26 protein-coding genes are annotated in these 23,648 nt (G+C 72.4%); 11 read left to right on the top strand and 15 right to left on the bottom strand.

Annotation, left to right across the window (positions count from 1 at the left end):
• Window positions 1–143: 143 nt before the first annotated feature.
• A complete protein-coding gene (gene tuf / locus ACZ60B_RS12685) occupies window positions 144–1,313 on the bottom strand; it encodes an elongation factor Tu (protein WP_469386015.1) in 1,170 nt (389 codons plus the stop codon).
• Window positions 1,314–1,792: 479 nt separating this feature from the next.
• On the opposite strand from tuf, the gene ACZ60B_RS12680 reads away from it, so the two are divergent.
• The gene (locus ACZ60B_RS12680; protein ID WP_469386014.1) at window positions 1,793–2,566 is read left to right on the top strand and encodes a TVP38/TMEM64 family protein; all 774 of its coding nucleotides are present in this window, start codon (window positions 1,793–1,795) and stop codon (window positions 2,564–2,566) included.
• Window positions 2,567–2,591: 25 nt separating this feature from the next.
• On the opposite strand, the gene ACZ60B_RS12675 is transcribed toward ACZ60B_RS12680, so the two are convergent.
• The 4 genes from ACZ60B_RS12675 to ACZ60B_RS12660 all read right to left on the bottom strand — a co-directional run bounded on the left by ACZ60B_RS12675 (window position 2,592) and on the right by ACZ60B_RS12660 (window position 6,149).
• Window positions 2,592–3,146 (bottom strand): GNAT family N-acetyltransferase, encoded by a 555-nt coding sequence (locus tag ACZ60B_RS12675; protein WP_469386273.1) that lies wholly within the window; start codon window positions 3,144–3,146, stop codon window positions 2,592–2,594.
• 86 nt (window positions 3,147–3,232) lie between these two features.
• Window positions 3,233–3,964, bottom strand: a complete 732-nt coding sequence (locus tag ACZ60B_RS12670) for a cupin domain-containing protein (protein ID WP_469386013.1) — start codon at window positions 3,962–3,964, stop codon at window positions 3,233–3,235.
• Window positions 3,958–4,887, bottom strand: a complete 930-nt coding sequence (locus tag ACZ60B_RS12665; RefSeq protein ID WP_469386012.1) for a DUF6807 domain-containing protein — start codon at window positions 4,885–4,887, stop codon at window positions 3,958–3,960. Before ACZ60B_RS12665 ends, ACZ60B_RS12670 begins: the two co-directional genes overlap by 7 nt.
• Window positions 4,884–6,149 (bottom strand): Gfo/Idh/MocA family protein, encoded by a 1,266-nt coding sequence (locus ACZ60B_RS12660; protein ID WP_469386011.1) that lies wholly within the window; start codon window positions 6,147–6,149, stop codon window positions 4,884–4,886. Before ACZ60B_RS12660 ends, ACZ60B_RS12665 begins: the two co-directional genes overlap by 4 nt.
• Before the next feature lie 334 nt (window positions 6,150–6,483).
• Between ACZ60B_RS12660 and ACZ60B_RS12655 the strand changes: the two genes are divergently transcribed.
• The 6 genes from ACZ60B_RS12655 to lnt all read left to right on the top strand — a co-directional run bounded on the left by ACZ60B_RS12655 (window position 6,484) and on the right by lnt (window position 12,577).
• Window positions 6,484–7,359, top strand: coding sequence for an undecaprenyl-diphosphate phosphatase (locus ACZ60B_RS12655; RefSeq protein WP_469386010.1), 876 nt, complete (start codon window positions 6,484–6,486; stop codon window positions 7,357–7,359).
• 259 nt (window positions 7,360–7,618) lie between these two features.
• The gene (locus ACZ60B_RS12650; protein ID WP_469386009.1) at window positions 7,619–7,798 is read left to right on the top strand and encodes a hypothetical protein; all 180 of its coding nucleotides are present in this window, start codon (window positions 7,619–7,621) and stop codon (window positions 7,796–7,798) included.
• Window positions 7,799–7,962: 164 nt separating this feature from the next.
• Window positions 7,963–9,144, top strand: a complete 1,182-nt coding sequence (locus tag ACZ60B_RS12645; RefSeq protein WP_469386008.1) for a PP2C family protein-serine/threonine phosphatase — start codon at window positions 7,963–7,965, stop codon at window positions 9,142–9,144.
• A gap of 85 nt (window positions 9,145–9,229) precedes the next feature.
• Window positions 9,230–10,255 (top strand): hypothetical protein, encoded by a 1,026-nt coding sequence (locus ACZ60B_RS12640; RefSeq protein ID WP_469386007.1) that lies wholly within the window; start codon window positions 9,230–9,232, stop codon window positions 10,253–10,255.
• A 57-nt stretch (window positions 10,256–10,312) separates the two neighbouring features.
• Window positions 10,313–10,816, top strand: a complete 504-nt coding sequence (locus ACZ60B_RS12635) for a nuclear transport factor 2 family protein (RefSeq protein WP_469386006.1) — start codon at window positions 10,313–10,315, stop codon at window positions 10,814–10,816.
• Window positions 10,817–11,002: 186 nt separating this feature from the next.
• Window positions 11,003–12,577 carry an apolipoprotein N-acyltransferase gene (gene lnt / locus ACZ60B_RS12630; protein WP_469386005.1) on the top strand — a complete coding sequence of 525 codons (1,575 nt, stop codon included), beginning with the start codon at window positions 11,003–11,005 and terminating at the stop codon, window positions 12,575–12,577.
• Here lnt and ACZ60B_RS12625 read toward each other — a convergent pair.
• Window positions 12,495–13,406 carry a Gfo/Idh/MocA family protein gene (locus ACZ60B_RS12625; RefSeq protein ID WP_469386004.1) on the bottom strand — a complete coding sequence of 304 codons (912 nt, stop codon included), beginning with the start codon at window positions 13,404–13,406 and terminating at the stop codon, window positions 12,495–12,497. The genes lnt and ACZ60B_RS12625 overlap by 83 nt on opposite strands.
• A 105-nt stretch (window positions 13,407–13,511) precedes the next feature.
• Here ACZ60B_RS12625 and ACZ60B_RS12620 point away from each other — a divergent pair, with 105 nt between their 5' ends.
• Window positions 13,512–14,024 (top strand): DinB family protein, encoded by a 513-nt coding sequence (locus ACZ60B_RS12620; RefSeq protein ID WP_469386003.1) that lies wholly within the window; start codon window positions 13,512–13,514, stop codon window positions 14,022–14,024.
• A gap of 112 nt (window positions 14,025–14,136) precedes the next feature.
• On the top strand, window positions 14,137–14,601 hold the full coding sequence (locus tag ACZ60B_RS12615) for a hypothetical protein (RefSeq protein WP_469386002.1): 465 nt from the start codon (window positions 14,137–14,139) through the stop codon (window positions 14,599–14,601).
• 83 nt (window positions 14,602–14,684) lie between these two features.
• Here ACZ60B_RS12615 and ACZ60B_RS12610 read toward each other — a convergent pair whose 3' ends face one another.
• The 7 genes from ACZ60B_RS12610 to ACZ60B_RS12580 all read right to left on the bottom strand — a co-directional run bounded on the left by ACZ60B_RS12610 (window position 14,685) and on the right by ACZ60B_RS12580 (window position 20,690).
• Window positions 14,685–15,206, bottom strand: coding sequence for a hypothetical protein (locus ACZ60B_RS12610; protein ID WP_469386001.1), 522 nt, complete (start codon window positions 15,204–15,206; stop codon window positions 14,685–14,687).
• Between the two features lie 115 nt (window positions 15,207–15,321).
• A complete protein-coding gene (locus ACZ60B_RS12605) occupies window positions 15,322–16,005 on the bottom strand; it encodes a uracil-DNA glycosylase (RefSeq protein ID WP_450662348.1) in 684 nt (227 codons plus the stop codon).
• 81 nt (window positions 16,006–16,086) lie between these two features.
• Window positions 16,087–17,664 (bottom strand): ABC transporter substrate-binding protein, encoded by a 1,578-nt coding sequence (locus ACZ60B_RS12600; RefSeq protein ID WP_469386000.1) that lies wholly within the window; start codon window positions 17,662–17,664, stop codon window positions 16,087–16,089.
• 227 nt (window positions 17,665–17,891) lie between these two features.
• Window positions 17,892–18,644: an SDR family oxidoreductase gene (locus ACZ60B_RS12595; RefSeq protein ID WP_469385999.1), complete on the bottom strand. Its 753-nt coding sequence runs from the start codon at window positions 18,642–18,644 to the stop codon at window positions 17,892–17,894.
• A gap of 12 nt (window positions 18,645–18,656) precedes the next feature.
• Window positions 18,657–19,418 (bottom strand): 3-oxoacyl-ACP reductase FabG, encoded by a 762-nt coding sequence (gene fabG, locus ACZ60B_RS12590; protein ID WP_469385998.1) that lies wholly within the window; start codon window positions 19,416–19,418, stop codon window positions 18,657–18,659.
• A gap of 136 nt (window positions 19,419–19,554) precedes the next feature.
• A complete protein-coding gene (locus tag ACZ60B_RS12585) occupies window positions 19,555–19,938 on the bottom strand; it encodes a DUF3037 domain-containing protein (protein WP_469385997.1) in 384 nt (127 codons plus the stop codon).
• Window positions 19,935–20,690 (bottom strand): HipA family kinase, encoded by a 756-nt coding sequence (locus ACZ60B_RS12580; RefSeq protein ID WP_469385996.1) that lies wholly within the window; start codon window positions 20,688–20,690, stop codon window positions 19,935–19,937. The genes ACZ60B_RS12585 and ACZ60B_RS12580 overlap by 4 nt, the downstream gene beginning before the upstream one ends.
• A gap of 188 nt (window positions 20,691–20,878) precedes the next feature.
• Here ACZ60B_RS12580 and ACZ60B_RS12575 point away from each other — a divergent pair, with 188 nt between their 5' ends.
• The gene (locus ACZ60B_RS12575) at window positions 20,879–21,313 is read left to right on the top strand and encodes a Rieske (2Fe-2S) protein (protein ID WP_469385995.1); all 435 of its coding nucleotides are present in this window, start codon (window positions 20,879–20,881) and stop codon (window positions 21,311–21,313) included.
• A gap of 5 nt (window positions 21,314–21,318) precedes the next feature.
• Here the strand turns inward: ACZ60B_RS12575 and ACZ60B_RS12570 are convergent, their stop codons facing one another.
• Window positions 21,319–21,969: a cysteine hydrolase family protein gene (locus ACZ60B_RS12570; RefSeq protein WP_469385994.1), complete on the bottom strand. Its 651-nt coding sequence runs from the start codon at window positions 21,967–21,969 to the stop codon at window positions 21,319–21,321.
• Window positions 21,970–22,134: 165 nt separating this feature from the next.
• Between ACZ60B_RS12570 and ACZ60B_RS12565 the strand changes: the two genes are divergently transcribed.
• A complete protein-coding gene (locus tag ACZ60B_RS12565; protein ID WP_469385993.1) occupies window positions 22,135–22,602 on the top strand; it encodes a pyridoxamine 5'-phosphate oxidase family protein in 468 nt (155 codons plus the stop codon).
• Window positions 22,603–22,673: 71 nt separating this feature from the next.
• On the opposite strand, the gene ACZ60B_RS12560 is transcribed toward ACZ60B_RS12565, so the two are convergent.
• On the bottom strand, window positions 22,674–23,576 hold the full coding sequence (locus tag ACZ60B_RS12560) for a LysR family transcriptional regulator (RefSeq protein WP_469385992.1): 903 nt from the start codon (window positions 23,574–23,576) through the stop codon (window positions 22,674–22,676).
• Window positions 23,577–23,648 lie beyond the last annotated feature (72 nt).

Here is a 23,648-nt window from a genome sequence, read left to right as displayed (position 1 = left end):
GGCCGTCGTCCGGCCGCCCCGGCCGTCGTCTGCCCTCACCAGGACGGCCGACTCATGCCCGGCCCCGCGGGGCCGTCCGCACGGAGGCGTGCCGGACCCGGGCACGGGGACCCTCTCGGTCCCCGTGCCCGGACGGCGCGCCGTCACCCGACGGCGGTCACGCTCCCCGCGCCGACCGTCCGGCCGCCCTCGCGGATGGCGAAGCCGAGCCCCGGCTCCAGCGGTACCTCGCGTCCCAGCTCGACGGTCATCGTGACCGTGTCGCCGGGACGGGCGACCGCGACCTCGCCGAGGTCGACGTCGCCGACCACGTCCGCGGTACGGATGTAGAACTGCGGCCGGTAGCCGGTCGACACCGGGGTGGTGCGGCCGCCCTCGCGCCCCGACAGCACGTACACCCGCGCCGTGAAGCGACGCCGGGGCACGACGCTGCCGGGCGCCGCGACGACGTGCCCGCGCCGGACGGCGTCCCGTGGCACCCCGCGCAGCAGCAGCGCGACGTTGTCGCCGGCCTGCGCCTCGGCCATGGGCTTGCCGAAGGTCTCCACGCCGGTGACGACGCTCTCGACACCGGCGCCGAGCACCTCGACCCGGTCACCGACGTGGATCGTGCCGCGTTCGACGGCACCGGTGACCACCGTCCCGCGGCCGGTGATGGTGAGCACGTTCTCCACCGGCAGCAGGAACGGCGCGTCCACGTACCGCTCCGGCATGGGCACATAGGTGTCCACCGCGTCGAGCAGCGCCTCGATCGACGCGGTCCAGCGCGGGTCGCCCTCCAGCGCGCCGAGTCCGGAGACCCGTACGACGGGGACGGCGTCGCCGCCGTAGCCCTGCGCGGTGAGCAGTTCGCGGACCTCCAGCTCGACCAGGTCGGCGAGCTCCTCGTCGGCCCGGTCGGCCATGGTCAGCGCGACGACCACATGGTCGACGCCCACCTGACGGGCGAGCAGCACGTGCTCGGCGGTCTGCGGCATGATCCCGTCGAGCGCGGAGACGACGAGGATCGCCCCGTCGAGCTGCGCGGCCCCGGTGACCATGTTCTTGACGTAGTCGGCGTGGCCCGGCATGTCCACGTGCGCGTAGTGCCGGGTGTCGGTCTCGTACTCGACGTGCGCGATGTTGATGGTGATGCCGCGGGCGGCCTCCTCCGGCGCCCGGTCGATGCGGTCGAACGGGACGAAGGTGCCGGTCCCGCGGTCGGCGAGGACCTTGGTGATGGCGGCGGTCAGGGTGGTCTTGCCGTGGTCGACGTGACCCATGGTGCCGATGTTCAGATGCGGTTTGGTGCGCACGTATGCCGTCTTGGGCATGGCGGTACCTGGAAGCCTCTCAGTGGACCGAGCGAAGGTCCCGGCGCGGTGGGCGCGGCGGGACGGGGACCCCGAGGGACTGGCCGACCCTCCCCCTGCGGGGTCCGCCGGAATGTCCGGAGAGGGTCAGCTTCGGGCGCCGTCGACTGCTGCGACGAACACGGGGACGGCAGCCTTCGGCGCATCCGCGACCGCGGATGCTGCGAGGTGGAAGGCGTACCGGAACATGACGCCGATCCTCGCCGACGCGTCCCCGCACGTCGAATGGTTTTCCGACCGGCACCTCGCGCGCGGTTCGTGGTTCACCGGCCCGCATCCGGTCCGAAGCCCGTGCTTCACCGGCCCGTATCCCGTCCGAAGCGCCCGGTTCACCGGCCGCCGCGCACGCGAGGCCCGCCCTCTGCCCGCACGCGTGCGTGGCGGCGGTCTTCTCCAGGGCCGTACGGCGATCACACGCGTCCGTCGGTTACTGTCACCGAATGCTCGATGCCACCACCCGCTCTGGGGGCACCGCCACGGCCACTCCCCGGGCCGCCGCCACGGAGCTCGCCCTCGCCGTGCCCCTGCCCACGCCCGTCGGCTTCACCACACGCTGCACGAGAGCGCTGCTCTCGCCGTGGTCCCGGTTCGGCCTGCTCGTCGTGCTGCTCGCTGCGGCCGCGTCGAGTGTGCTGCTCTTCGAGCCACAGAAGCTGCTGGCCCACGGCTGGCCGCCGCACGCCGGGGGCGCCACCGCGGCCCTGGTGTTCGCGGTGGCGTACGGGCTGTGCACGGTGGCGTTCGTGCCCCGGCCGCTGCTGAACCTGGCGGCGGGCGCGCTGTTCGGCTCGCAGCTCGGTACCGCCTCGACGCTGGCGGGCACCGTGCTCGGCGCCGGGCTCGCCTTCGGGCTGGGCCGGACCCTCGGGCAGGGCGCGCTGCGTCCGCTGCTGCGGGGCCGCTGGCTGAAGGCCGCGGACGGCCAGCTCAGCCGGCACGGCTTCCGCTCGATGATGGCGGCCCGGCTGTTCCCGGGGGTGCCGTTCTGGGCGGCGAACTACTGCGCGGCCGTGTCCCGCATGGGCTGGCTGCCGTTCCTGCTCGCGACGGCGCTCGGCTCGATTCCCAACACCGCCGCGTACGTCGTCGCGGGGGCCCGCGCCTCGGCGCCGACGTCCCCCGCGTTCCTCGTCGCGATGGCCGCCATCACCGTACCGGCGCTGGCGGGCGCGGTGGTGGCCTGGCGCAAGCGCCACCACCTGCGGTCGAGTTGACGGCCCGCCACACCGCCGCCCGGGATCAGGGCGCCGGCGTGGCCGCCCGCCCGGTGAGTCGTCCGGAAGGCGTGGCGGGCGCCGCGTAGCAGTGCACGTCCACCCGCCGGTTTGGCCCCCACCGCTGCTCGACCGTGGCCAGCCGCTCCCAGCCCAGCCGCTCGTACAGGGCGGTCGCGGCGGTGTCGGAGGCCACGACGTCGAGCACCGGATGCAGCCCGTGCCGCCGGGCGTCCCGTACGGCCCGGCCGACGAGCAGACCTCCGACGCCGTGTCCCCGCGCTCCGGCCGCGACGAAGAGCCGGCCGACGACGACGGCCGACTCCACGGGCAGACCGGTGCGTCCGCTCCACACCACGGGGGCGACGTCGCCCGTCGCGGCCCGGGACAGGCCGACGTGTCCGACCGGACGGCCGTCCGCCCCGGCCTCGGCCACCCAGGCCCCGAGCGCGGACGCCGGGGTGAGCCATGTCCCGGGCCGTTCGGGCCAGTTCACGGGATAGCCGTCGCGACGGTGGACCTCGGCGAGGATCCGTACGCAGTCCGCCAGGTCGTCCTCGGTCCGCTCCCGGACCGTCACGACGGGCGACGCGCCGGCCGGGCCCGCGGGTGGTCCGGCAGCCTCGCGCCCCGGCGGTCCGGCCTCGCTTCCCGCAGCCGCCCGGTTCACCCGTGGGCCTCCCGGAACTCGTACACGTCCAGCCGTCCGCACATCCCGAACCTCCCGCGCTCCAAGGGCTGTTCGGATCGTACGACGGCCCCGCCGAGATGCGCGGGATCGCCCCGCTCCAGACGGTCGAGCTGTTCCCCCGTCGCCCTCGCGGCGGCCTCGGCGCCGCGCCGCCAGCGCTCGCGCCACTCGGCGACCTTCGGACGCACCAGCGCGCAGGCGGCCAGGTGGAAGGCGGCCAGCGCCTCGGGGCCTTCGGCGTCCCGCAGCGCCCGGTAGCCCGTCAGGGCGAGGTCCCGGCGGGCACGGGCGATCCGCTCCCGTTCGGCCTCGGGCGCGTCGGCGGGGATCGTCGTGGCGGCGGCGTACGTCCCCGGGTCGGCCAGGTACGGCGGCGGCAGGGTGAGCACCGCGTCGCCCGCCTCCGGCAGCCCGCCGTTCTGCATCAGGACGGTGATGCGCAGGTCGTCCTCGTTGACCAGCCGGTGGATCGTGCCGGGGGTGAACCAGGCGACGGTGCCCGGCGTGAGCGGCGTGACCTCGTACCCGGACACGGTGAGCGTCTGCACTGCGCCCCGGCCGCCGGTGACCACGTAGCCCTCCGAACAGGCCAGGTGCATATGGGGTGTTCCGCCGCACACGCCGTCGGCCGCCGGCCAGTCGTACACCGACAGCCGGGACAGGCCGACCCCGCCCGGCGGCCCGGCGAACCGCGCCGGGCTCACCACGGGTGCGCCTCCAGGTATCCGGCGATCTCCTCCCGCGCCCAGGCCCCGTCGGCCACCACGACCCGGTAACGGCGGGTGAGGGTGGCTCCGGGGGCGAGCGCGAGCTCGTCGTGGAAGGCCCAGGACGGGGCGACGGCGGCGAAGGGGTCGTTGCGCACGAACCAGTGGGCGGGGTGGGTGTCCCTGGCTCCGGCGTGGTCGTTCTCGGGAGCGTGCGCGAAGACCAGGGTCGCGTGACCGTCCGTGCCGTCGTGCTCTCCGCACAGCGCGAGCCAGGGTGACTGACTTCCCATCAACTTCGGCCCCGTGCCGTCGGGTCCGATGACGAGTCCGTCCCGGAAGGCGCGCGGGCCGCGCCAGAACAGTCCCGTGTAGCCGGCCATCTCGCGCCCGGCGGTGGTCGGGCTGCCGAACAGCAGCGGCTCCTCACGCCGGTTGGTGACGGCGGTCGTCCAGGTCAGCGCCCAGGAACCGGCGGCCGGGTCCACGTCGTGGATCTCCACGCGACGTTGTTCCTCGGCCCACAGCTCCCCGCCGTACGGGTGCCAGGTGAGCCGTTCGGCGATGACGGCGCGGTCACCGTCGGCGCCGACCTCGTCGAAGGCGACGTGCGCCATCGAGCCGACCCGCTCGGGGAGTTCGAGGTACCCCTGTCCGTGGACGTAGGTGTTGCCGCCCCACAGGTTCGCCCCGGACAGATGGGAGGCGGTGAGCGACAGGCCCTTGTGCCAGCGGTGGTCGTTCGGCCGGTAGCCGGTGACGACGTCCCCGGCCAGGGTGCGCAACGGGTGGATGTACGGCTTGGGCGCCTCCCAGGCCGCCTCCGGCCGGTAGACGTAGGCGAGCAGTTCGACGCCCGTGGCGGTCTCGGTCACCGTGATGCGATCACCGTGCGCGTGGACGACGCGCAGCCCGGTCGTCATGCGGACACCTCCTCGTCCGTGGGGACCCCGGGGACGGCGGTCGCGGGCGCCCAGCCGGGCACACCCCCGTGCAGCGCGGTGTAGAACGGGTCGCCGGGACCGATCTCGCCCCGCCGTACCGTGACGTCGGTGAACGCCGACTTGTACAGCGCGCTGATCAGTTCCAGGCCGGTACGCGCCTCCTCGCCGCTGCTGCGCGGCCGCCGCCCGGCCTGCATGCTCGACACCAGTTCACGCAGTTGCTCCAGGTGCGAACTGGGCACGTCGGCGCCGAAGTCCCGCCAGGCGGCGGCCTCGTCGTCCGGCACGTGCGAGGCCGGGGTCACGCGCCAGTTCGCGTTGCCGTGCCCGTAGAGGTGGGTGAGCTCGACGGTGGCGTGCTCGCAGTCGATGCGGATGCGGCTGACCTCGTCGGGGCTGAGGACGCTGTTGACGACGGTCGCCAGGGCCCCGTTCTCGAAGCGGACCAGCGCCGTCGAGACGTCCTCCGTCTCCACGTCGTGCACCAGCCGCCCCGCCATGGCCCGCACCTCGCTCCACGGTCCGAGCAGATCGAGCAGCAGGTCCATCTGGTGGATCCCGTGCCCCATGGCGGGGCCGCCGCCCTCGGTGTCCCAGCGGCCCCGCCAGGGCACGGCGTAGTAGGCGGCGTCGCGGTACCAGGTGGTCTGGCAGTGCGCCACGAGCGGCCGCCCCATGGCCCGCTCGGCGAGCAGCCGACGGACATGGCGGGAGCCGGAGCCGAAGCGGTGCTGGAAGACGATGGAGGCGTACGGACCGCTTTCGTCGCCCGCCGCGGCCTCGACCGCGTCGAAGTCGGCGAGCGTCGGTACCGGCGGCTTCTCGCACCACACCCACGCCCCGGCGCGCAGCGCGGCCACCGTCTGCTCACGGTGCAGGGTGGGCGGGGTGCAGATGGTGACCAGGTCGGGCCGCTGCTCCCGCAGCATCCGCTCCAGGTCGGTGTAGGCGTGCGGGATCCCGCCCGAGGCGCAGAACTCGCGGACGGCGACGGGGTCGACGTCGACGGCGGCGACGACCTCCGTCCGGCCCTCCTCGGCGAGCCGGGCGAGCGCGGGCAGATGGCTCCCGCGCGCGATCGCCCCGGTGCCGACGACGGCGGCGCGGACGGGGCGGCCGTCGAACGGGGCGGAGCGGGCCCGGGACGTCCCGGGCCCGGCGGCGGACACGGGCGCGGACGTTCCAGGGCGGGCGACGGATGGCGGCGCGGGCGTCCCGGGGCGGGCGGCAGGCGTGGACATGGGTGTGATCAGCACTCCTCCGAAGCGGCGAACAGGACGGCGGGCACGGCGGTGACCCTGGCGGTGAGCACGGCCGCGCGCACGACGGTAAGCGCTTTCCCTCCCGGCAACGTATGCGGCGGCGCCATGGCCGGTCAACACCCCGAAGCGGCTGCTCACCGGCTGTGTTCGAAACCCCTGTGGCGGGCCTGTCACCCGGGGACGCTACGCTGCATCACGGCGCACGTGATCAACGCGCGCGACGGAACGCGTGTCCGTGCCCCCGCACGGCGGACCGGGCGGACCCGGCGGACCCTCGCCCCTTTCCGCATCGGCACTTGGACTTCCTCACTTCATGTCTTGGTTCGAATCCCTCGTCCTCGGCCTCGTCCAGGGGCTGACCGAGTTCCTCCCCGTGTCCTCCAGCGCGCACCTGCGGCTCACCGCCGCCTTCTCGGGCTGGAAGGACCCGGGAGCGGCGTTCACCGCGATCACCCAGATCGGCACCGAGGCCGCCGTGCTGATCTACTTCCGCAAGGACATCGGCAGGATCCTCTCCGCGTGGTGCCGCTCGCTCTTCGACAAGGCGATGCGCAGCGACCACGACGCGCAGATGGGGTGGCTGGTGATCGTCGGCTCGATCCCGATCGGCGTGCTCGGCCTGACGCTCAAGGACCAGATCGAGGGACCGTTCCGCGATCTGCGGGTCACGGCGACCATGCTGATCGTCGTCGGCATCGTCATAGGCATCGCCGACCGCCTCGCGGACCGCGACGAGAAGGGCGGTCGGCACCGGGCGCCCAAGCAGCGCAAGGCGCTCGAGGACCTCGGCGTGAAGGACGGCCTGATCTACGGCTTCTGCCAGGCCTGCGCCCTCGTGCCCGGCGTCTCCCGGTCCGGCGCCACCATCAGCGGCGGCCTGTTCATGGGCTACAAGCGCGAGGCGGCGGCCCGTTACTCCTTCCTGCTCGCCATGCCGGCGGTACTCGCGTCGGGCCTCTTCGAGACCAAGGACGCGCTGGAGAGCGACCATGTGCTGTGGGGGCCGACGCTGTTCGCGACGGTGATCGCGTTCGCGTCCGGCTACGCGGTCATCGCATGGTTCATGAAGTTCATCTCCACCAAGTCCTTCATGCCGTTCGTCTACTACCGCGTCGCCCTCGGCATCGTCGTCATCGGCCTGGTGGCCGCGGGCGTGCTGAGCCCGCACGCGGCGGAGTCCGCGGGCTGACACCCGCGCACGACGGCGCCCGCGGAACGCCGACAGGGCTCTCCCTCGCCGAAATTCACGGAGGGGGAGCCCGCGACCGTCCGCCGTGACCGGCCCGTCCACTGCCGCACCCCGCGAACTCCCGTCCCGTGCAGGGCCGTTCGCCCCGACCGTCCCGCCGCCACCGCGGGTCGGCGGTCCCGCGCCCGTGACCTACGGCATACGATCTGTGTAGTGACCCGGTAGCGCACTGTCAGTACTTGCCCCTAGGCTGACCCCCATGTCCCCCGAATCCGTGACCCCTGGTTCCGTGCGTGGCGCCGCCGAGGTGAACGAGCAGATCCGGGCGCTCTGGATGCGCGCGGGCGGCTCGCTGTCGCCCCAGGAGCGGACGGAGTACGAGCTGCTGGTGGCCGAGTGGGCCGCGGCGATCCGCGGCGAGGTAGTGAAGGCGGCCTGAGCCGCACCACCCCCGCTCTCCGTCCGGCGGCACCTGGGGAGGTCGCCGCCGGACGGACATCTCCTTCCGGGTTCACACACACGCCACCCCCGCCCCCTCCTTGATCGCCACTCCCGGCCTCCCCAATACGCGGCGATATTCCGACCGGAGCGCAAAATGGACACATGGGTCTTCGGCGCGCCTCGGTGGACCACCTCCTCGAGCAGCCACTGAGCCGTGGACTGGTGGCGATTCCTCTCGGACTGATCGTGGCGATCACCGTGGTGGATCTCCAGGTCCCCCAGGACGTCCACCTGGGCCCCCTGCTGGTCATCGCCCCCGCGCTCACCGCCTCGCTGGGCGGCACCGTCATGACCGCGCTGGCCGGGGCCCTGGCCATCACGGCCCAGTCGCTGATCGCCGTGTTCCACGGCGGACTGACCACGCCCAACCACCTGGCCCAGATCGCCGCGCTGACCCTGCTCTCCGGGCTCACGGTCTTCCTGCGCCACATCCAGGAGCGCAGGGAGCGATCGCTGGGCCTGGCGCGGTCCGTGGCCGAGACGGCACAGCGCGTGCTGCTGCGGCCACCGCCGCGGCGGGTCGGACCGCTGCGGGTGGCCTGGCTGTACCTGTCCGCCGAGGACGAGACGCAGATCGGAGGTGATCTCTTCGCCGTCGCCCGTGCCGACCGGGCCGCCACCCGTGTGATCATCGGTGACGTCCGGGGCAAGGGCCTCGGCGCCATCGCCGAGGCCTCCCTGGTCCTGGGCGCGTTCCGCGAGGGCGCGCACCGGTACGACACCCTGCCCGGACTGGCCGGCGCGGTCGAGGACAGCGTCCACCGGAACCTGGCGGAGGTGGTGGAAACCGAGCAGGAACTCGGCGAGCACTTCATCACCGCCCTCATGCTCGACATCCCCGACGACACCGCCCGGTCCGAGATGATCAACTTCGGGCATCCGGCCCCCCTGCGGGTACGCGGCCGACGGGTCACCGCCCTGTCCGTCCGGCAGCCCGTACCGCCGTTGGGCCTGTGCGAACCCGCCGGTTCGGCCCGCTCCGCCGAGACCTTCGCCGTCGAGGGCGGCGACCTGCTCGTGCTCTACACGGACGGGGTCGTCGAGGCCCGGTCGCCGGGCGGGGCCTTCTATCCGCTCGCGGACCGGATCACCTCGTTCCTGCCCGTGAGCGGCCCCGACGCCCTGTTGCGGCACATCCACCACGACCTGCTCCGCCACGTCGGAGGCAGCCCCGGCGACGACGTCGCCGTACTGGTGATCGAGCGCACCCGCTCCCGGCACTTCCCCCGGCCGCAGCCGGCCGTCCACCTCGACGGTCACCCCGACCGGCCGGCCGAGTCCTGACCGGGCGCCGCACCGCCGGCCCGGCCGGGCCGTGTCGCCCTGCCCCGCTCACCGAGCCGTCCATTAAGGTCACATCACCAAAAAGGTGACGACCGTTACGGAGGACAGAACGGCGGAGATCAATCGCGAGCGCGTCACCAGGACCCTGACGTTCTGGCTGCGCCCCTCCTTCGCACTGCGCGTCGTCAACAGGTTCCAGAAGATCGTGGGCTTCGACCGCGCGATGGCCCTGGCCTCCAGCGCGCTCACCGCGGTCATCCCGCTCGCGATCCTGAGCAGCGCCGTGCTGAACAGCGCCACGGACCACGCCGCCGCGGAACGGATCATCAGCCGTTACGGCCTCACCGGAGCGGGCGCCACCTCCGTCCGGTCGCTCTTCACCCCCGCCGAGGACGACGTCACGAGCACGGGCGTCTTCGGGGTGGTGTTCCTGACGATCTCCGCGCTGAGCTTCGCGCGGGCCTCGCAGCGGCTGTTCGAACAGACCTGGCAGCTGAAGCCGCTCAGTGTCCGCAACACGCGCAACGGCCTGGGGTGGATCATCTCGCTGGGTGCCTACATGGCCGTCTCCGGATGGCTGCACGCGGTCCTCGGCGGCGGACGTCTGGAACTGGCGGCGGCGGTGTGCGAGGTGCCGCTGACCGCCGCCTTCCTCCTGTGGAGCGGCCGACTGCTGTCCGCGAAGCGGATCGGCTGGGCCGACCTGCTGCCCTTCGGGACCACCGCGGCCGTCCTGACGGCCGTCTACTCCGTGGGCGCGGCCGTGTATCTGCCGCGCCTGTTCAACTCCTACGCCTCGCGCTACGGGGCGATCGGCGCCGTCTTCGCGATGATCTCCGCGCTCTTCGCCGCCATGCTCGTCATCGTCGGGTCGGCGGCGGTGGGCCGCGAGGTGCGCGACGAACTCGTCCGGATCAAGCACGGTCACCGCCCCTCGGACAACGAGGTCCGCCGTCAGTGGGACCTCGTGGTCGAGCAGGCCCGCTCCCGCTGGCACATCGCGCGCGAACAGGTCTCACGTCGGCGGTCCAAGGATCCGGAGAAGGACTCGGAACCTGACCCGGAGAACGGCCCGGGTGACGGCCCGGCGAAGGGGCCGGAGAACACCTGACCCGAATGTCACCGCACGCCCCTTGGCGCGGCCCGCGCCATGCCCAACACTGAGCCGATGACGCAGCGTGTGGAGCTCGCGACCGTGATGGACCGGCTGGCGGTGGACGGCCTGGTCACCGACTACGCGGTGGCGGTGGACGACGGCGACTGGGCGGCCTACCGGGACCTGTTCACCCCGGACGGGCGCGCCGACTACCGCTCGGCCGGCGGGATCGAGGGCGACGCCCGGACGGTGGCCGGCTGGCTCGCCGACAGCATGCGGCTCTTCGCCATGCGGCAGCATCTGATCGTCAACCGCCGGGTGCGCTTCGGGATCCTGGAGCAGGACACCGGGGACACCGCCCGTGTCCAGGCCGACTACATCAACCCCATGCGCTTCGCCGGTCCCGGTGGCGACGGCTCCGCGGCGGCGCCGGACTTCGTGTGCGGCGGCCGCTACGCCTTCGCACTGCTGCGGACGTACGACGGCTGGCGGCTGCGCGAGGTGGTCGTCGAGGAGAAGTGGCGCCGCGTCTCCGGCCCGTCGGCCGGTCCCGACGACCACGGCCCGGCCGACTGAGCCGAGGCGCCCTGTCGCACTCCCCTCCCCGGCGCGCACACTGGAACCGTCCCCGGAGACGGAGCGGGAGTGAGTCCTGTTGCCAGAGCCCGAGTTCGTCCCGACGCCCCGGCCGGCCGGTGCCGACCCCGGCCCCGAGCCGTACGAAGGGCTGCCGACCTCCGTGACCGGACGGGGAGGCCGGCGATGAGGGCGCCGGAGCGGTGGCTCGTCTCCCCCTGGCGCCGTGGGACGCTCGCGGCACTCGCCGGGGCGCTGCCCGTGCTCGCGTTCCCCGCCCCCTCCCTGTGGTGGTTCGCGTACGCCGCCCTGGTCCCGTGGATCCTGCTGGCGCGCGCCGCGCCGAGCGGGCGGCGCGCGGCGTACGACGGCTGGTGCGGCGGTTTCGGGTTCCTGCTGGCCATGCACCACTGGCTGCTGCCGAACCTGCATGTGTTCCTGCTGGTCATCGCGGTTCTGCTGGGTGCGCTGTGGGCGCCGTGGGCCTGGCTGGTGCGCCGGTTCCTGGCCGGGGTTCCCTCGGGCGGCCGGGTCCTGGCCGCCCTGGTGGTGCTGCCTTCGAGCTGGCTGGCGATCGAGCTGGTGCGCTCCTGGCAGGGGCTGGGCGGCCCGTGGGGCATGCTCGGCGCCAGCCAGTGGCAGGTGACGGCGGCCCTGCGGCTGGCGTCGGTCGGCGGGGTGTGGCTGCTCAGCTTCCTGGTGGTGGCCGTGAACGTCGCGTTCGCCGTCCTCGCCGCGGTCCCGCGGTGCCGGGTACCGGCCGTGGCCGGTCTCGTCGCGACGGCCGCGACCGCCTCGGCGGCCTGGGTGTGGTCACCGCGCCCCGAGACGGACTCACGGGTGCGGATCGCCGTCGTCCAGCCCGGGGTGGTCGGCGGACCCGACAGCGGCGACCGCCGCTTCGCCCGGGAGGAACAGCTGACGCGCGAACTGACCGGCCAGGACGTCGATCTGGTCGTCTGGGGCGAGAGCAGCGTCGGCTTCGACCTCGGCCACCGCCCCGACCTGTCCCGTCGGGTCGCCGCGCTCTCCCGGGAGACCGGCGCCGACATCCTGGTCAACGTGGACGCGCGCCGCTCCGACCGGCCCGGCATCTACAAGAGTTCGATCCTGGTGGGCCCGGACGGCCCGACCGGCGACCGTTACGACAAGATGCGGCTCGTCCCCTTCGGCGAGTACGTCCCGGCCCGGTCCCTGCTCGGCTGGGCGACCTCGGTCGGCAGGGCGGCCGGCGAGGACCGCAGGCGCGGCACCGAGCAGGTGGTGATGAACGCCGGGCACGGGCTGCGCATCGGCCCGCTGGTCTGCTTCGAGACCGCGTTCCCCGACATGACCCGGCACCTGGCCGAGGACGGCGCCGACGTGCTGGTCGGCCAGTCCTCGACGTCGACGTTCCAGCGGAGCTGGGCGCCCGAGCAGCACGCCTCGCTGGCGGCGCTGCGCGCGGCGGAGACCGGCCGGCCGATGGTGCACGCCACGCTGACCGGGGTCTCCGCCGTGTACGGACCGAGCGGGGAACGGATCGGTCCGTGGCTGGGGACGGACGCGAGCGCGGCGCGGGTGTACGAGGTGCCGCTGGCCACCGGCGTCACCCCGTACGTCCGGTTCGGCGACTGGCCGGCCCAGGTGTCGTTGCTGGTCCTGGCGGCGCTGTGCCTGACCGAGGGCGCGCGGGCGGTCAGACTGCGCCGGGGCTCTCCCGTACCGCACGCACCACGCGTTCGCACAGTTCATGAGTCGCCAGCGCGTCCCGGGCACTGAGCACCTTGCCCGCCCGTACCGCGTCGAGAAAGGCCAGTACGGCCTGCTCGATGCCGCGCTGCCGGGCCACCGGGACCCAGTCGCCGCGGCGGCGCAGGGTGGGCTGGCCCCGGTGGTCGACGGTCTCGGCGAGGTTGATCACCTGCCGCTTGGAGTCCTGACCGGAGACCTCGAGGATCTCCTCGTTGGAGCCGCTGAGCCGGTTCATCACGCCCAGCGCGGTGAAGCCGTCCCCGGCGAGCTGGAGCACGACGTGGTGCAGCAGTCCGTCGCGGACGCGGGCCCGCACGCTCACGTCGTCGACCGTGCCGGGCACCAGGAAGCGCAGGGTGTCCACGACGTGGATGAAGTCGTCGAGGATCATCGTGCGGGGCTTCTCCGGCAGCCCGATGCGGTTCTTCTGCATCAGGATGAGCTCACGCGGGTGCTCGGCGCACTGGGTGTAGCCCGGGGCGTGGCGCCGGTTGAAGCCGACGGCGAGTGACACCCCGTGCTGCTCGGCGAGCGCCACGAGCCGCTCGGAGTCGGCGAGTTCGTAGGCGAGCGGCTTGTCTACGTACGTCGGTACGCCCGCCTCGAGCAGCCGGGCGACGATCTCGGGGTGCGCGGTGGTGGGCGCGTGCACGAACGCGGCGTCGAGGCCCTGGGCGAGCAGGGACTCGAGGTCCCGGTGGCGCTGGGGTCCGGGCACCCGAAGGCTCTCGGCGACCCGGTCGAGGGTGGCGGGGGTCCGGGTCTGGAGGTGCAGTTCGATCCCGGGCTGGGCCCCGAGCACCGGCAGATAGGCCTTCTGCGCGATGTCACCGAGTCCGATGCAGCCGACCTTCACAGGGGCTCCCTTCTCCGCTTGTCCGCGCCTGCCTGCACGGCAGCATACGCAGGGCCCGCCCGAAAACCCCTGGTGGATCGGGACGGGTCGGGTGAGCATGAGGACATGACGACCGAGCGCAGGGAACCGGCCCAGGACGCCGATGAACGCACCATGCTGGAGGGCTGGCTGGACTATCACCGGCAGACCCTCGCCGTGAAGTGCCGGGATCTGACCGACGAACAGCTCAGGACCGCCTCCGTGCCCCCGTCCGAGCTGTCCCTGATGGGTCTCGTGCGGCACATGGCCGAGGTCGAACGCAACTGGTTCCGCAGGGTGCTGACGGACGACGACCCGGGGCCGATCTACTACAGCAAGGAAGATCCGGACGGCGAGTTCCATCTCACCGAGGCGGACACCTGGCAGGACGCCTACGACGGCTGGCAGGCCGAGATCGCGATCGCCCGGCGCAACGCGGCCGGCCTCGGCCTCGACGAGCTCTCCGCGGGACGCAGCAGGTCCAGCGACGAGCCGTTCAGCCTGCGCTGGATCTACACGCACATGATCGAGGAGTACGCGCGTCACAACGGTCACGCCGATCTGATCCGTGAGCGCATCGACGGTGTCACGGGCGACTGACGTCAGCCCGGGCGGGCCCCGACCCCTCGTAGGGGGTGCGGGATCACCCGTGCGGGGCAACCTCCGCTCGTCCGCCGTGCCTCACGGAGCCCGAGCCATCAGAGTTGCGCGGGTGCATCGAACGACGACCCTCGCGACGCTCCTGGCCACCGTGGCCGTGTCGGCCCTCACCGGCTGTGTGACGGTCCAGCGTCCGCCCACGGCCGGCCCTCCGGCGGCGCCCGCGTCCTCGCCCGTGCCCCGGGCGGACGGCGCCCCGCGGTCCCAGGTGGTGCAGGCGCCGGCGCGGGAGGCGCTGGAGCTCGTGGGGCCGCGGCGACGGTCGCAGCCGTCGACGCCCGCGCCACGGCAGTCGGCTCCGCGAGGGCTCGCGCCGGCCAGGCGGGCGCAGCCGGACACCGTGCCCCAACCGCCGCGTCCGCAGTCCCGTCGGCATCACCAGCCGCGGATCGAGATCCCGGACGTGTCCGGGGCGGTGCGCGGCGACCCGGACCTGTGCGCCCTCGGCAGGACGTACGGGGGCTGGCGGGCGGACAGCCCGGAGTCGACGATCTGCGAGCGGGCGTACGGGCGTTGAGGCGACGGAGTGCCGTCCCCGAACACGGCGACGGCGCCCCGAGCACAACAAGGCTCCCGGGCAGGCGGCGGCTCCCCGGCTCCTCAGGACCGCTGCCACGGCGGGCCCCAGGTCCCCCCGCCGGAGCCGTCTCCCTCCCCCAGCCTCAGTTCCATCCGGCTGATCGCCGCCCGGATCCCGTCGGCGTAGGTGTCGTCGCCCAGGGCCCCGGCGGCCCCGCGGGCCCGGCGGACATGGCTGCGGGCGGCCTCGCGGCGGCCGAGCTTCGCATAGTCCGCCGCGAGGTTCAGGTGCAGTGACGGATACAGCGCCCGTACGGCGACCAGTTGGTCGGGCTCCGCGCGTCGCTCGTCCGTGAGTTCCTCCGCGGCGGTCAACGCCCGCAGATCCCAGGCGAGTTCGTCGTCGGGGTCGTCCTGGGTGTCGGCGAGGTAGTGGGCCAGGGTGCAGCGGTGCAGCGGCTCGCCGTGTTCGCCGATCTCCGCCCACAGCTCCAGCAGCCGACGGCGGGCCTCCTCGCGGTCGCCCGCGTGATGCAGGATCACGACCTGCCCGATCCGCGTCAGCACGGCATCGGATGCCGTCTGCCCCTGTCGCTCCGTCACCGCGTCCTCCGCGTGCTCGCCGGCGTCCCTGCCGACCGACGCTAACCGCAGGGACCGGGGATCCGGAGCAGGCGGCACCGGGCCGGCCGATGAAAGGGACCGGCCCGGCAGCGGGTCAGCCCAGGTTCGGCACGGTCCAGTCGATCGGCTCGTGCCCCTGCGCCGCCACGGCCTCGTTGATCTGCGTGAAGGGACGGGAGCCGAAGAACTTCTTGGCCGACAGGGGCGAGGGGTGAGCGCCCTTGACCACCACGTGCCGGCTCTCGTCGATCAGCGGGAGCTTCTTCTGGGCGTAGTTGCCCCACAGGACGAAGACCGCCGGGTCGGGCCGGTCGGCCACCGCGCGGATCACCGCGTCCGTGAACTTCTCCCAGCCCTTGCCCTTGTGCGAGTTCGCCTCACCGGAGCGGACGGTGAGCACCGCGTTGAGCAGCAGCACGCCCTGCTGGGCCCACGGCATCAGATAGCCGTTGTCCGGGACGGGCGTGCCCAGTTCCTCGTGCATCTCCTTGTAGATGTTGCGCAGGGACGGCGGGACCTTCACCCCGGGACGGACCGAGAAGCACAGGCCGTGGCCCTGGCCCTCGCCGTGGTACGGGTCCTGGCCGAGGATCAGGACCTTGACCCGCTCGTACGGCGTGGCGTCGAGCGCGGCGAACACCTCCTCGCGCGGAGGGTAGACGGGCCCCTTCGCCCGCTCGTCCTCGACGAACTCCGTCAGCTCCTTGAAGTAGGGCTGCTGGAGTTCGTCGCCCAGGACGCCGCGCCAGGACTCGGGCAGCATGGCGGTGTCGGTCACGTCGATGTCCTTATGTCGTACGGTCGCTTGCAGGCTTCAGAACTTACAGGCGACCACTGACAACCGGCCCGGCGATCGGCTCTACCAGCTGGTCTTGCGGGACAGCTCCCACATCATCATGATCGTGGAGGGGTCCAGCGCGCGCTCCCCGCCCGAGATGTCCACGCTCGCGGCCACGTACTGCCTGCCCTGCCACAGCGGCAGCAGCCGCGCGTCGTCGACGAGGATCTGCTGGGCGTCCTCGAAGTCCTTGATCACGGCGCCGCGGTCGCTCTGCCGGCGGGAGTGGGTCAGCGCCTCGGCGATCTTCGGCTCCGGGTAGGGCGTGCCGAGGGCGTTCTGCTTGCCCACGAAGGGCGCGATGAAGTTGTCGGCGTCGGGGAAGTCGGGGAACCAGCCGCGCCCGAACACCGGGTACTCGCCGTTCTGGTAGCCCTCGACGTAGGTCTTCCAGGGCCGGCTCTTGAGCGTCACGGTGAACAGGCCGGTGGTCTCCAACTGGCGCTTGAGCTCGGCGAACTGAAGGGCCGTCTCGGAGCCGTAGCGGTCGGTGGTGTACCACAGGGTGAGGGGGACGCGCGTGGTGATGCCCGCGCGGGTCAGCAGCGTACGGGCCTTGGCGGTGCTCGGCTCGCCGAAGTCGTCGAAGAAGCCGGTGGTGTGCCCGGTCAGACCCTTGGGGACCATGGAGTACAGCGGGTCCACGGTGTCCTTGTATATCTTGTGGGTGATCGCCGACCGGTCGACGACCTGCGCGATGGCCCTGCGCACGGCGAGTTTTCCGGCCCACTTGTCCTTCGGGTTGAACACCAGGTAGCTGATGTCGGTGCCGGTGCCCTCGACGAGCTGGAGCGAGCGCTCCTCGTCCTTGCGCTCCAGGCCGATGATGTCGGCGGCGGCGAGACCCCGGTAGGTCACGTCGATGTCGTGTGCGCGCAGTGCCTTGACCATGGTGGCCGAGTCCTGGAAGTAGCGGATCGTCACCGCGTCGTTCTTGATGTCGGCGAAGCCCTTGTAGTTCCCGTTCTTGACGAGGGCGGCCTTGTCGCCCTCGTCGTAGGACTGGAGCCGGTAGGGCCCGGACCCGTAGACCTTGCCGTCCTTGCGGAGGGAGTCGGCCGGGTAGTCGTCGGGGTCGACGATGGACATGGCCGGGGTGGCGAGGACGAACGGGAAGGTCGTGTCGGCCTGGTTGAGGTGGAAGACGATCTCGCGGTCGCCCAGCACCTGCACCCGGTCCAGGCTGCCCAGCAGCCCGGCCGGACCGCTGGCCGCGTTGATCTTCCTGATCCGGTCGATGGAGTACTTGACCGCGGCGGCGTCGAGCGCGTCACCGTCGGAGAACTTCATGTCCGCGCGCAGCTTGCACCGGTACTTGGTGTTGGTGTCGTCGGTGAAGTCGCAGCTCTGGGCGGCGTCCGGCTGCGGCGTCGTCGCGCCGTTCGGATACGCCAGCAGCGTCTGGTAGATGTTCCGGAACAGCTCCCAGGAGCCGTCCCATGAGGCGGCGGGGTCCAGCGTGCTGGGGGCACTGGTCGTCCCCACCACGATCGGGCCCTTCCCCGCGGAGTCGCTTGCCGAGAAGTAGCTGCATCCAGTCACCAGGGATATGGATGCGATCGCCGCAACCTGGCGCAGGCTTCGCTTCCGGTTGAACACGCGCACGCTCCTCGATCTGCCATACCAAGGGTCGGCAGACCATACCGCAGAGTGACGGGAGTTGAACCAGCTTCTTGCGGGGCCCGAGATCAACCTGTGTTCAACGGAGTTGGCAAACGCCTGTAGGTCTCCTGTACGACGAAACGGGCGCCGTTTCCGTCAAGTCCCGTATGGATCCGGCAGGATCCACGGGGGAGGAAACAGCGCCCGTATCGGGTGCGCGCAGGTCAGCCGACGCCCGCGTTGAGGAAGATGCCGCCGTCGACCACGAGGGTCTGGCCGGTGATCCAGTCGGACTGCGTCGAGGTCAGGAACGCGGCGGTGCCACCGATGTCCGAGGGCACGCCGAGCCGGCCGAGCGGGTAGGACGCGGCCGCCTCCGTCTCCCGGCCCTCGTACAGGGCCTGGGCGAACTTGGTCTTCACGACGGCCGGGGCGATGGCGTTGACCCGGACCCTCGGCGCGTACTCGTGCGCCAGCTGCTGGGTCAGGTTGATCATCGCGGCCTTGCTGACCCCGTAGGCGCCGATGAAGGGCGAGGCCGAGAGGCCCGCGACGGAGGCGATGTTGACGATCGCGCCGCCGTTGTCCTTCTGCCAGGCGTGCCAGGTGCGCTGCGCGAAGCCGAGCGCCGAGATCACGTTGGTCTCGAACACCTTGCGCGCGACATCGAGGTCGAGGTCGGCGATCGGGCCGAACACCGGGTTCGTACCGGCGTTGTTGACCAGGAAGTCGACGCGGCCGAAGGCCTCCATGGTGCGCTCGACGGCGGCGGCCTGGTGCTCCACGTCGTGGGCCTTGCCCGCCACGCCGATGACCCGGTCGGCGCCGAGCGCGTCGACGGCCTCCTTCAGGGCCTCCTCGTTGCGGCCGGTGATGCAGACCCGGTCGCCGCGGGCGACCAGCGCCTCGGCGACGCCGTAGCCGATGCCGCGGCTGGCGCCCGTGACCAGGGCGACCTTGCCGGAGAGTTCAGTCATTTTCGCCGATCCTTAGTCGAGCGGCCCGCCGGCCACGTACAGCACCTGGCCGGAGACGAAGCCGGCCGCCTCGTTCGTGAAGAAGGCGATGGCGTTGGCGATGTCCTCGGGCTCGCCGACGCGCTGCACCGGGATCTGGGTGGCGGCCGCGGCCTTGAAGTCGTCGAAGCCCATGCCGACGCGGTCGGCGGTGGCCTTGGTCATCTCGGTGGCGATGAAGCCGGGGGCGACGGCGTTGGCGGTGATGCCGAACTTGCCGAGCTCGATGGCCAGGGTCTTGGTGAAGCCCTGGAGACCGGCCTTGGCGGCGGAGTAGTTGGCCTGGCCGCGGTTGCCGAGGGCGGAGGACGAGGAGAGGTTGACGACCCGGCCGAAGCCCGCGTCCACCATGTGCTTCTGGACCGCCTTGGTCATCAGGAACGAGCCGCGCAGGTGCACGTTCAGGACGGTGTCCCAGTCGGCGGCCGTCATCTTGAACAGCAGGTTGTCACGGAGCACACCGGCGTTGTTGACCAGGATGGTCGGGGCGCCGAGCTCCTCCACGACACGCGCGATCGCGGCCTCGACCTGCGCCTCGTCGGAGACGTCCGCGCCGATCGCCACGGCCCTGCCGCCCGCCGCGGTGATCTTCTCGACGGTGTCCTTGCAGGCGGCCTCGTCGAGGTCGATCACGGCTACGGCGCGGCCCTCGGCGGCCAGCCGTACGGCGGTGGCGGCGCCGATGCCGCGCGCCGCGCCGGTGACTACGGCGACCCGCTGCTCAGTGGTGGACATTGCTGGTTCTCCTCGCGCTTGAGTGCGGCTCCCACGGTACGCCCCTGAGGTGAGCGACCGCTTAGTACCTTCAGCAGACGTGACGCTAGAAGCCCTGGCACGCGGTGTCAACGGCACACCGCGGGCGTGTGATCCATTACCTGACGAGCAGATCCAGCAACCGCTCGGTCTCGGCCGCCGGATCGCCGGTCAGCCCGGTGTGCACGGGGCCCGGCTGGACGACCGTGGAACGCGGCGCGATCAGCCAGCGGAAGCGCCGTCCGGCGTCGTCGCCCGCGGCCTGCCCGGCCGCCGTGCCCCCGGCGCACACGCCCTCGACCGCGCGCAGCGCCGCCCGTACGGCGTCGACGTCCACGGCCGGGTCCAGCGCCAGCAGCCTGCGCTCGTCAAGGTGCGTGCGCACCCCGACGTAGGACGCGGCCCGGCAGTAGACGAGGACTCCGGCGTTGATGCACTCGCCGCGCTCCACCCGGGGCACCACCCGCAGCACCGCGTACTCGAAGACGTTCCGCCCGCTCACTGTCCCCCCTGGATGCGCTCGTGGATGCGGCCCGCGCGCGCGAGCAGCGGCCGCGCGTAGGCCCGCCGGAGCTCGTCCGGCGTGTCGAAGCCCGGCTCGTCGGTCAGCCACACGTCCGGGATCGCGGCGGTGACCTCGGCGAGCAGTTCCTCGGTGACCAGGGGCGCCAGCTCGGCGGCGGCCGCGGCGACATCCGGCCCGAACGGCCGCAGCGCGTGGTCGCCGATGTCGTAGGGGCGGGCCGCGGAGGCTTCGGCGCCGCGCCAGTTGTGGTGCCAGATCATGGTGGCGCCGTGGTCGATGAGCCACAGCTCGCCCCGCCACATCAGCAGATTGGGATTGCGCCAGGAGCGGTCGACGTTGTTGACGAGCGCGTCGAACCAGACGATCCGCCCGGCCTCCTCGGGACCCACCCGGAAGGCGAGCGGGTCGAAGCCGAGGGCCCCGGAGAGGAAGTCCATGCCGAGGTTGGTCCCGCCGCTGGACTTGAGCAGTTCCTGCACCTCCTGGTCCGGTTCGCCGAGTCCGAGCACCGGGTCCAGTTCGAGCGTCACCAGGCCGGGGACGCGCAGGCCGAGCCGGCGGGCGAGCTCCGCGCAGACGACCTCGGCGACGAGCGTCTTGCGGCCCTGTCCCGCGCCGGTGAACTTCATGACGTACGTCCCGAGGTCGTCGGCCTCGACGAGCCCCGGCAGCGAGCCGCCCTCACGCAGCGGCGTGATGTAGCGGGTCGCGATGACTTCCTTGAGCATCGCCCCAGGTTACTGGGGTGGCAGGGCGTGCCCGCGCCGACCGCTCCCGGCGGCCGCCCGTCGCGGCGTCCTCCAGGCACCCCGTCCGGCGCATCCGGACGGAACCGGGTCCGCCCGGATGAACGGCGCGTGCGCCCCGGCCGTACTGAAGTGCAGATCAGGTGAGTTCCAGGGAAGGGAACGTCAGCATGACCAGCGAATCGCTTCAGCCCGTCACCGGCCCCAGCCGCCGCACCGTCGTGGCGACCGTCGGGGCGGCCGGGATCGCCGTCGCGCTGACCGCGTGCGGGTCGCAGGACTCGGACGGCAAGGCCACCTCCGGTTCCGGCTCCGCGGGCACGGTCATCGCGAAGACCTCGGACATCCCGGAGGGCGGCGGCAAGATCTTCACGGAGCCGGGCGTGGTGGTGACCCAGCCGACGGCGGGCACGTTCAAGGCGTTCTCCACGAAGTGCACGCACAAGGGGTGTCCGGTGACCAGCGTCGCGAACGGCGTGATCGTCTGCCCGTGCCACCACAGCGAGTTCTCCATCGAGGACGGCAGTGTCAAGCGGGTCCCGGCGACGCAGCCACTGCCCGCCGTGGAGATCACCGTGTCCGGTGACGAGATCAAGCTGGCCTGAGCCGGTCACCCGCGTGCGGCCCGCCGGGGCCGCGGCAGGGCGCCGAGCATCTCGTCGGTGGTCACCAGGGTCGCCACCAGGGCGAGCGTGTGACGGATCATCATGGTCGTGTATGCGGCGGGCACCCCGGCGACGGCGTCCGTCGGCACGACCGCCGTGTAGCCGCGGTTGACCGCGTCGAAGACGGCGTTGGGGATCGCCACGTTGGCGGAGACACCGGTGACGACCAGGGTGCGGCAGCCGAGATTGCGCAGCAGCGGGTCGACATCGGTGCCCTGCAGGGGCGACAGACCGTGCAGCCGCCGTACGACGAGGTCGTCCGCGGCGACCTCGATCGGCGGCGCGACGCGTACCGCGACGGTGCCGGTCAGCTGCTGGACGGGCAGGCGTTCGGCGGCGCGGAAGAGGCGGGCGTTGCGGTTGGCGCCGCGGCCGTCCGGACGGCGTTCGGCGACGGCGTGGATCACCTGGATCCCGCTGCCGTGCGCGGCGGCGACCAGTCGGGCGACGTTGGCGAGGGCGCCGGAGGAGCGGGCCTCGCGGGCGAGTTCGGGCAGCGCGCCGTCGGGTCCCACCACGCCCTGCTGGCATTCCACGGTGAGCAGCACCGTGCTCACCGGGTCGAGGAGGCGGGCGAGCTGTTCTGACGACGGCATGGCACGTCCTCGCTCTTCCTCGGCACGGACCGGCGGGGCGTGACACTAGCCACCATTGCGCGACGACGGAAGACGTTCCATTCTTTTCTGACGTGATGTCAGAGGATCTCCCCGCTCGGGGAACACGGTCCTCTGGCACGACGTGGGACAAGAAGAGGGGGCCGCATGACCGCCACTCAGCGCCGGGGTCGCAAGATCATGATGACACCGGGGGAACTGGACGAGTTCCTCACGACCCAGCGCACCTGCCGGGTCGCCACCGTGTCGGCCGACGGCGCGCCGCACGTCAGCACGTTGTGGTTCGCCTGGGACGGCACCTCGATGTGGCTGTACTCGGTGGTGCGCAGCAAGCGCTGGATCCATCTGCGCCACGACCCCCGGGTGGCGATCGTGGTCGACACCGGTGAGGCGTACGACGAACTGCGCGGCGTCGAGCTGTCGGGGTCCGTGGACTTCGTGGGCGAGAGCCCGCGCACCGGGGAGCTGCGCGCGGAACTCGACGTCCCCGAGACGCTGTTCGCCCGCAAGAACTTCGGCCTGGAGGAGATGCCGCACGACGGCCGGCACGCCTGGGTGCGGCTGACCCCCGAGAAGATCGTGTCCTGGGACTTCCGCAAACTCGGTGGCGCGTAGGCGCGTTCGGCCGGCGCGTTCGGCCGGCGCGTTCGGTCGGCGCGCTCGCCCGGCGCGCCCGACCGGCGTTCTCAGCCGACCTGTTCCGCGGCCGTCCGCAGCGCCCGGACCGCCGCGCGGATCGACGGGCGGCGGTCGGCGTCGGTGCGCCAGACGGCGTAGACGTGCCGGCTCACCGGCTGGGTGAGCGGGACGGTGACGACCCCGGGCGGCATCGGGCTGCGGCCGAGCAGGGGCGCGACGCACACGCCCAGTCCGGCCGCGACCAGGACGAGCTGGGTGTGCGTCTCGCCGGCCCGGTGGCCGACGATCGGTTCGATGCCCTGCGAGCGCAGGGTGTACATCAGCCACTCGTGGCAGAACTCGCCCTCGCCCCAGGTGATCCACTCGTCCTCGGCGAACTCCGCCAGGTCCACCGCGTCCCGTCCGGCGAGCCGATGGCCGGCCGGCAGGGCGACGTCCGCGGGGTCGTCGAGGATGGGCGCCTTCGTCAGTCCCTCGGGCAGCGGGATCGACTTGTTGTACCAGTCGAGCACCACCGCGAGGTCGAGGTCGCCGCGCAGCACGGCGGTGACCCCGGCCTCCGGTTCCAGCTCGCACGAGCGCACCCGCAGCGCCGGATGCTCGGCGCGCAGGGCGGAGAGCGCGGTGGGGAACAGCCCGCGTGCGGCGGTCGGGAAGGCCGACAGCCTGAGTTCGCCGACGACCTGCCCGCGCTGCGCCTCCAGGTCGGACTGGGCGAGCTGCACCTGCGACAGGATGCGGGCCGCGTGGTCGGCGAGCAGCCGGCCCGCGTCCGTCAGCCGTACGCCCCGGCCGTGCCGGGCCAGCAGCCGCTGCCCGACCTCCCGCTCCAGCTTGGCCAGCTGCTGCGAGACGGCGGACGTGGTGATGTGCAGCCCCTCGGCCGCTCCGCTGACCGAGCCGTGCCGGGCGAGGGCGTCGAGCGTGCGCAGCCGCTCCAGGTTCAACATGTAAGCGATACTACGAGATAACGCTTGCGAATTCTCGATTGTGCTAAGACGTCCGCTCCCCCATCGTTGCCT

The sequence above is a fragment of the Streptomyces sp. NPDC104096 genome, assembly GCF_055584385.1.
Note: the sequence above shows the minus strand (reverse complement) of the source record. Positions and strands in the feature narration are given on the sequence as shown.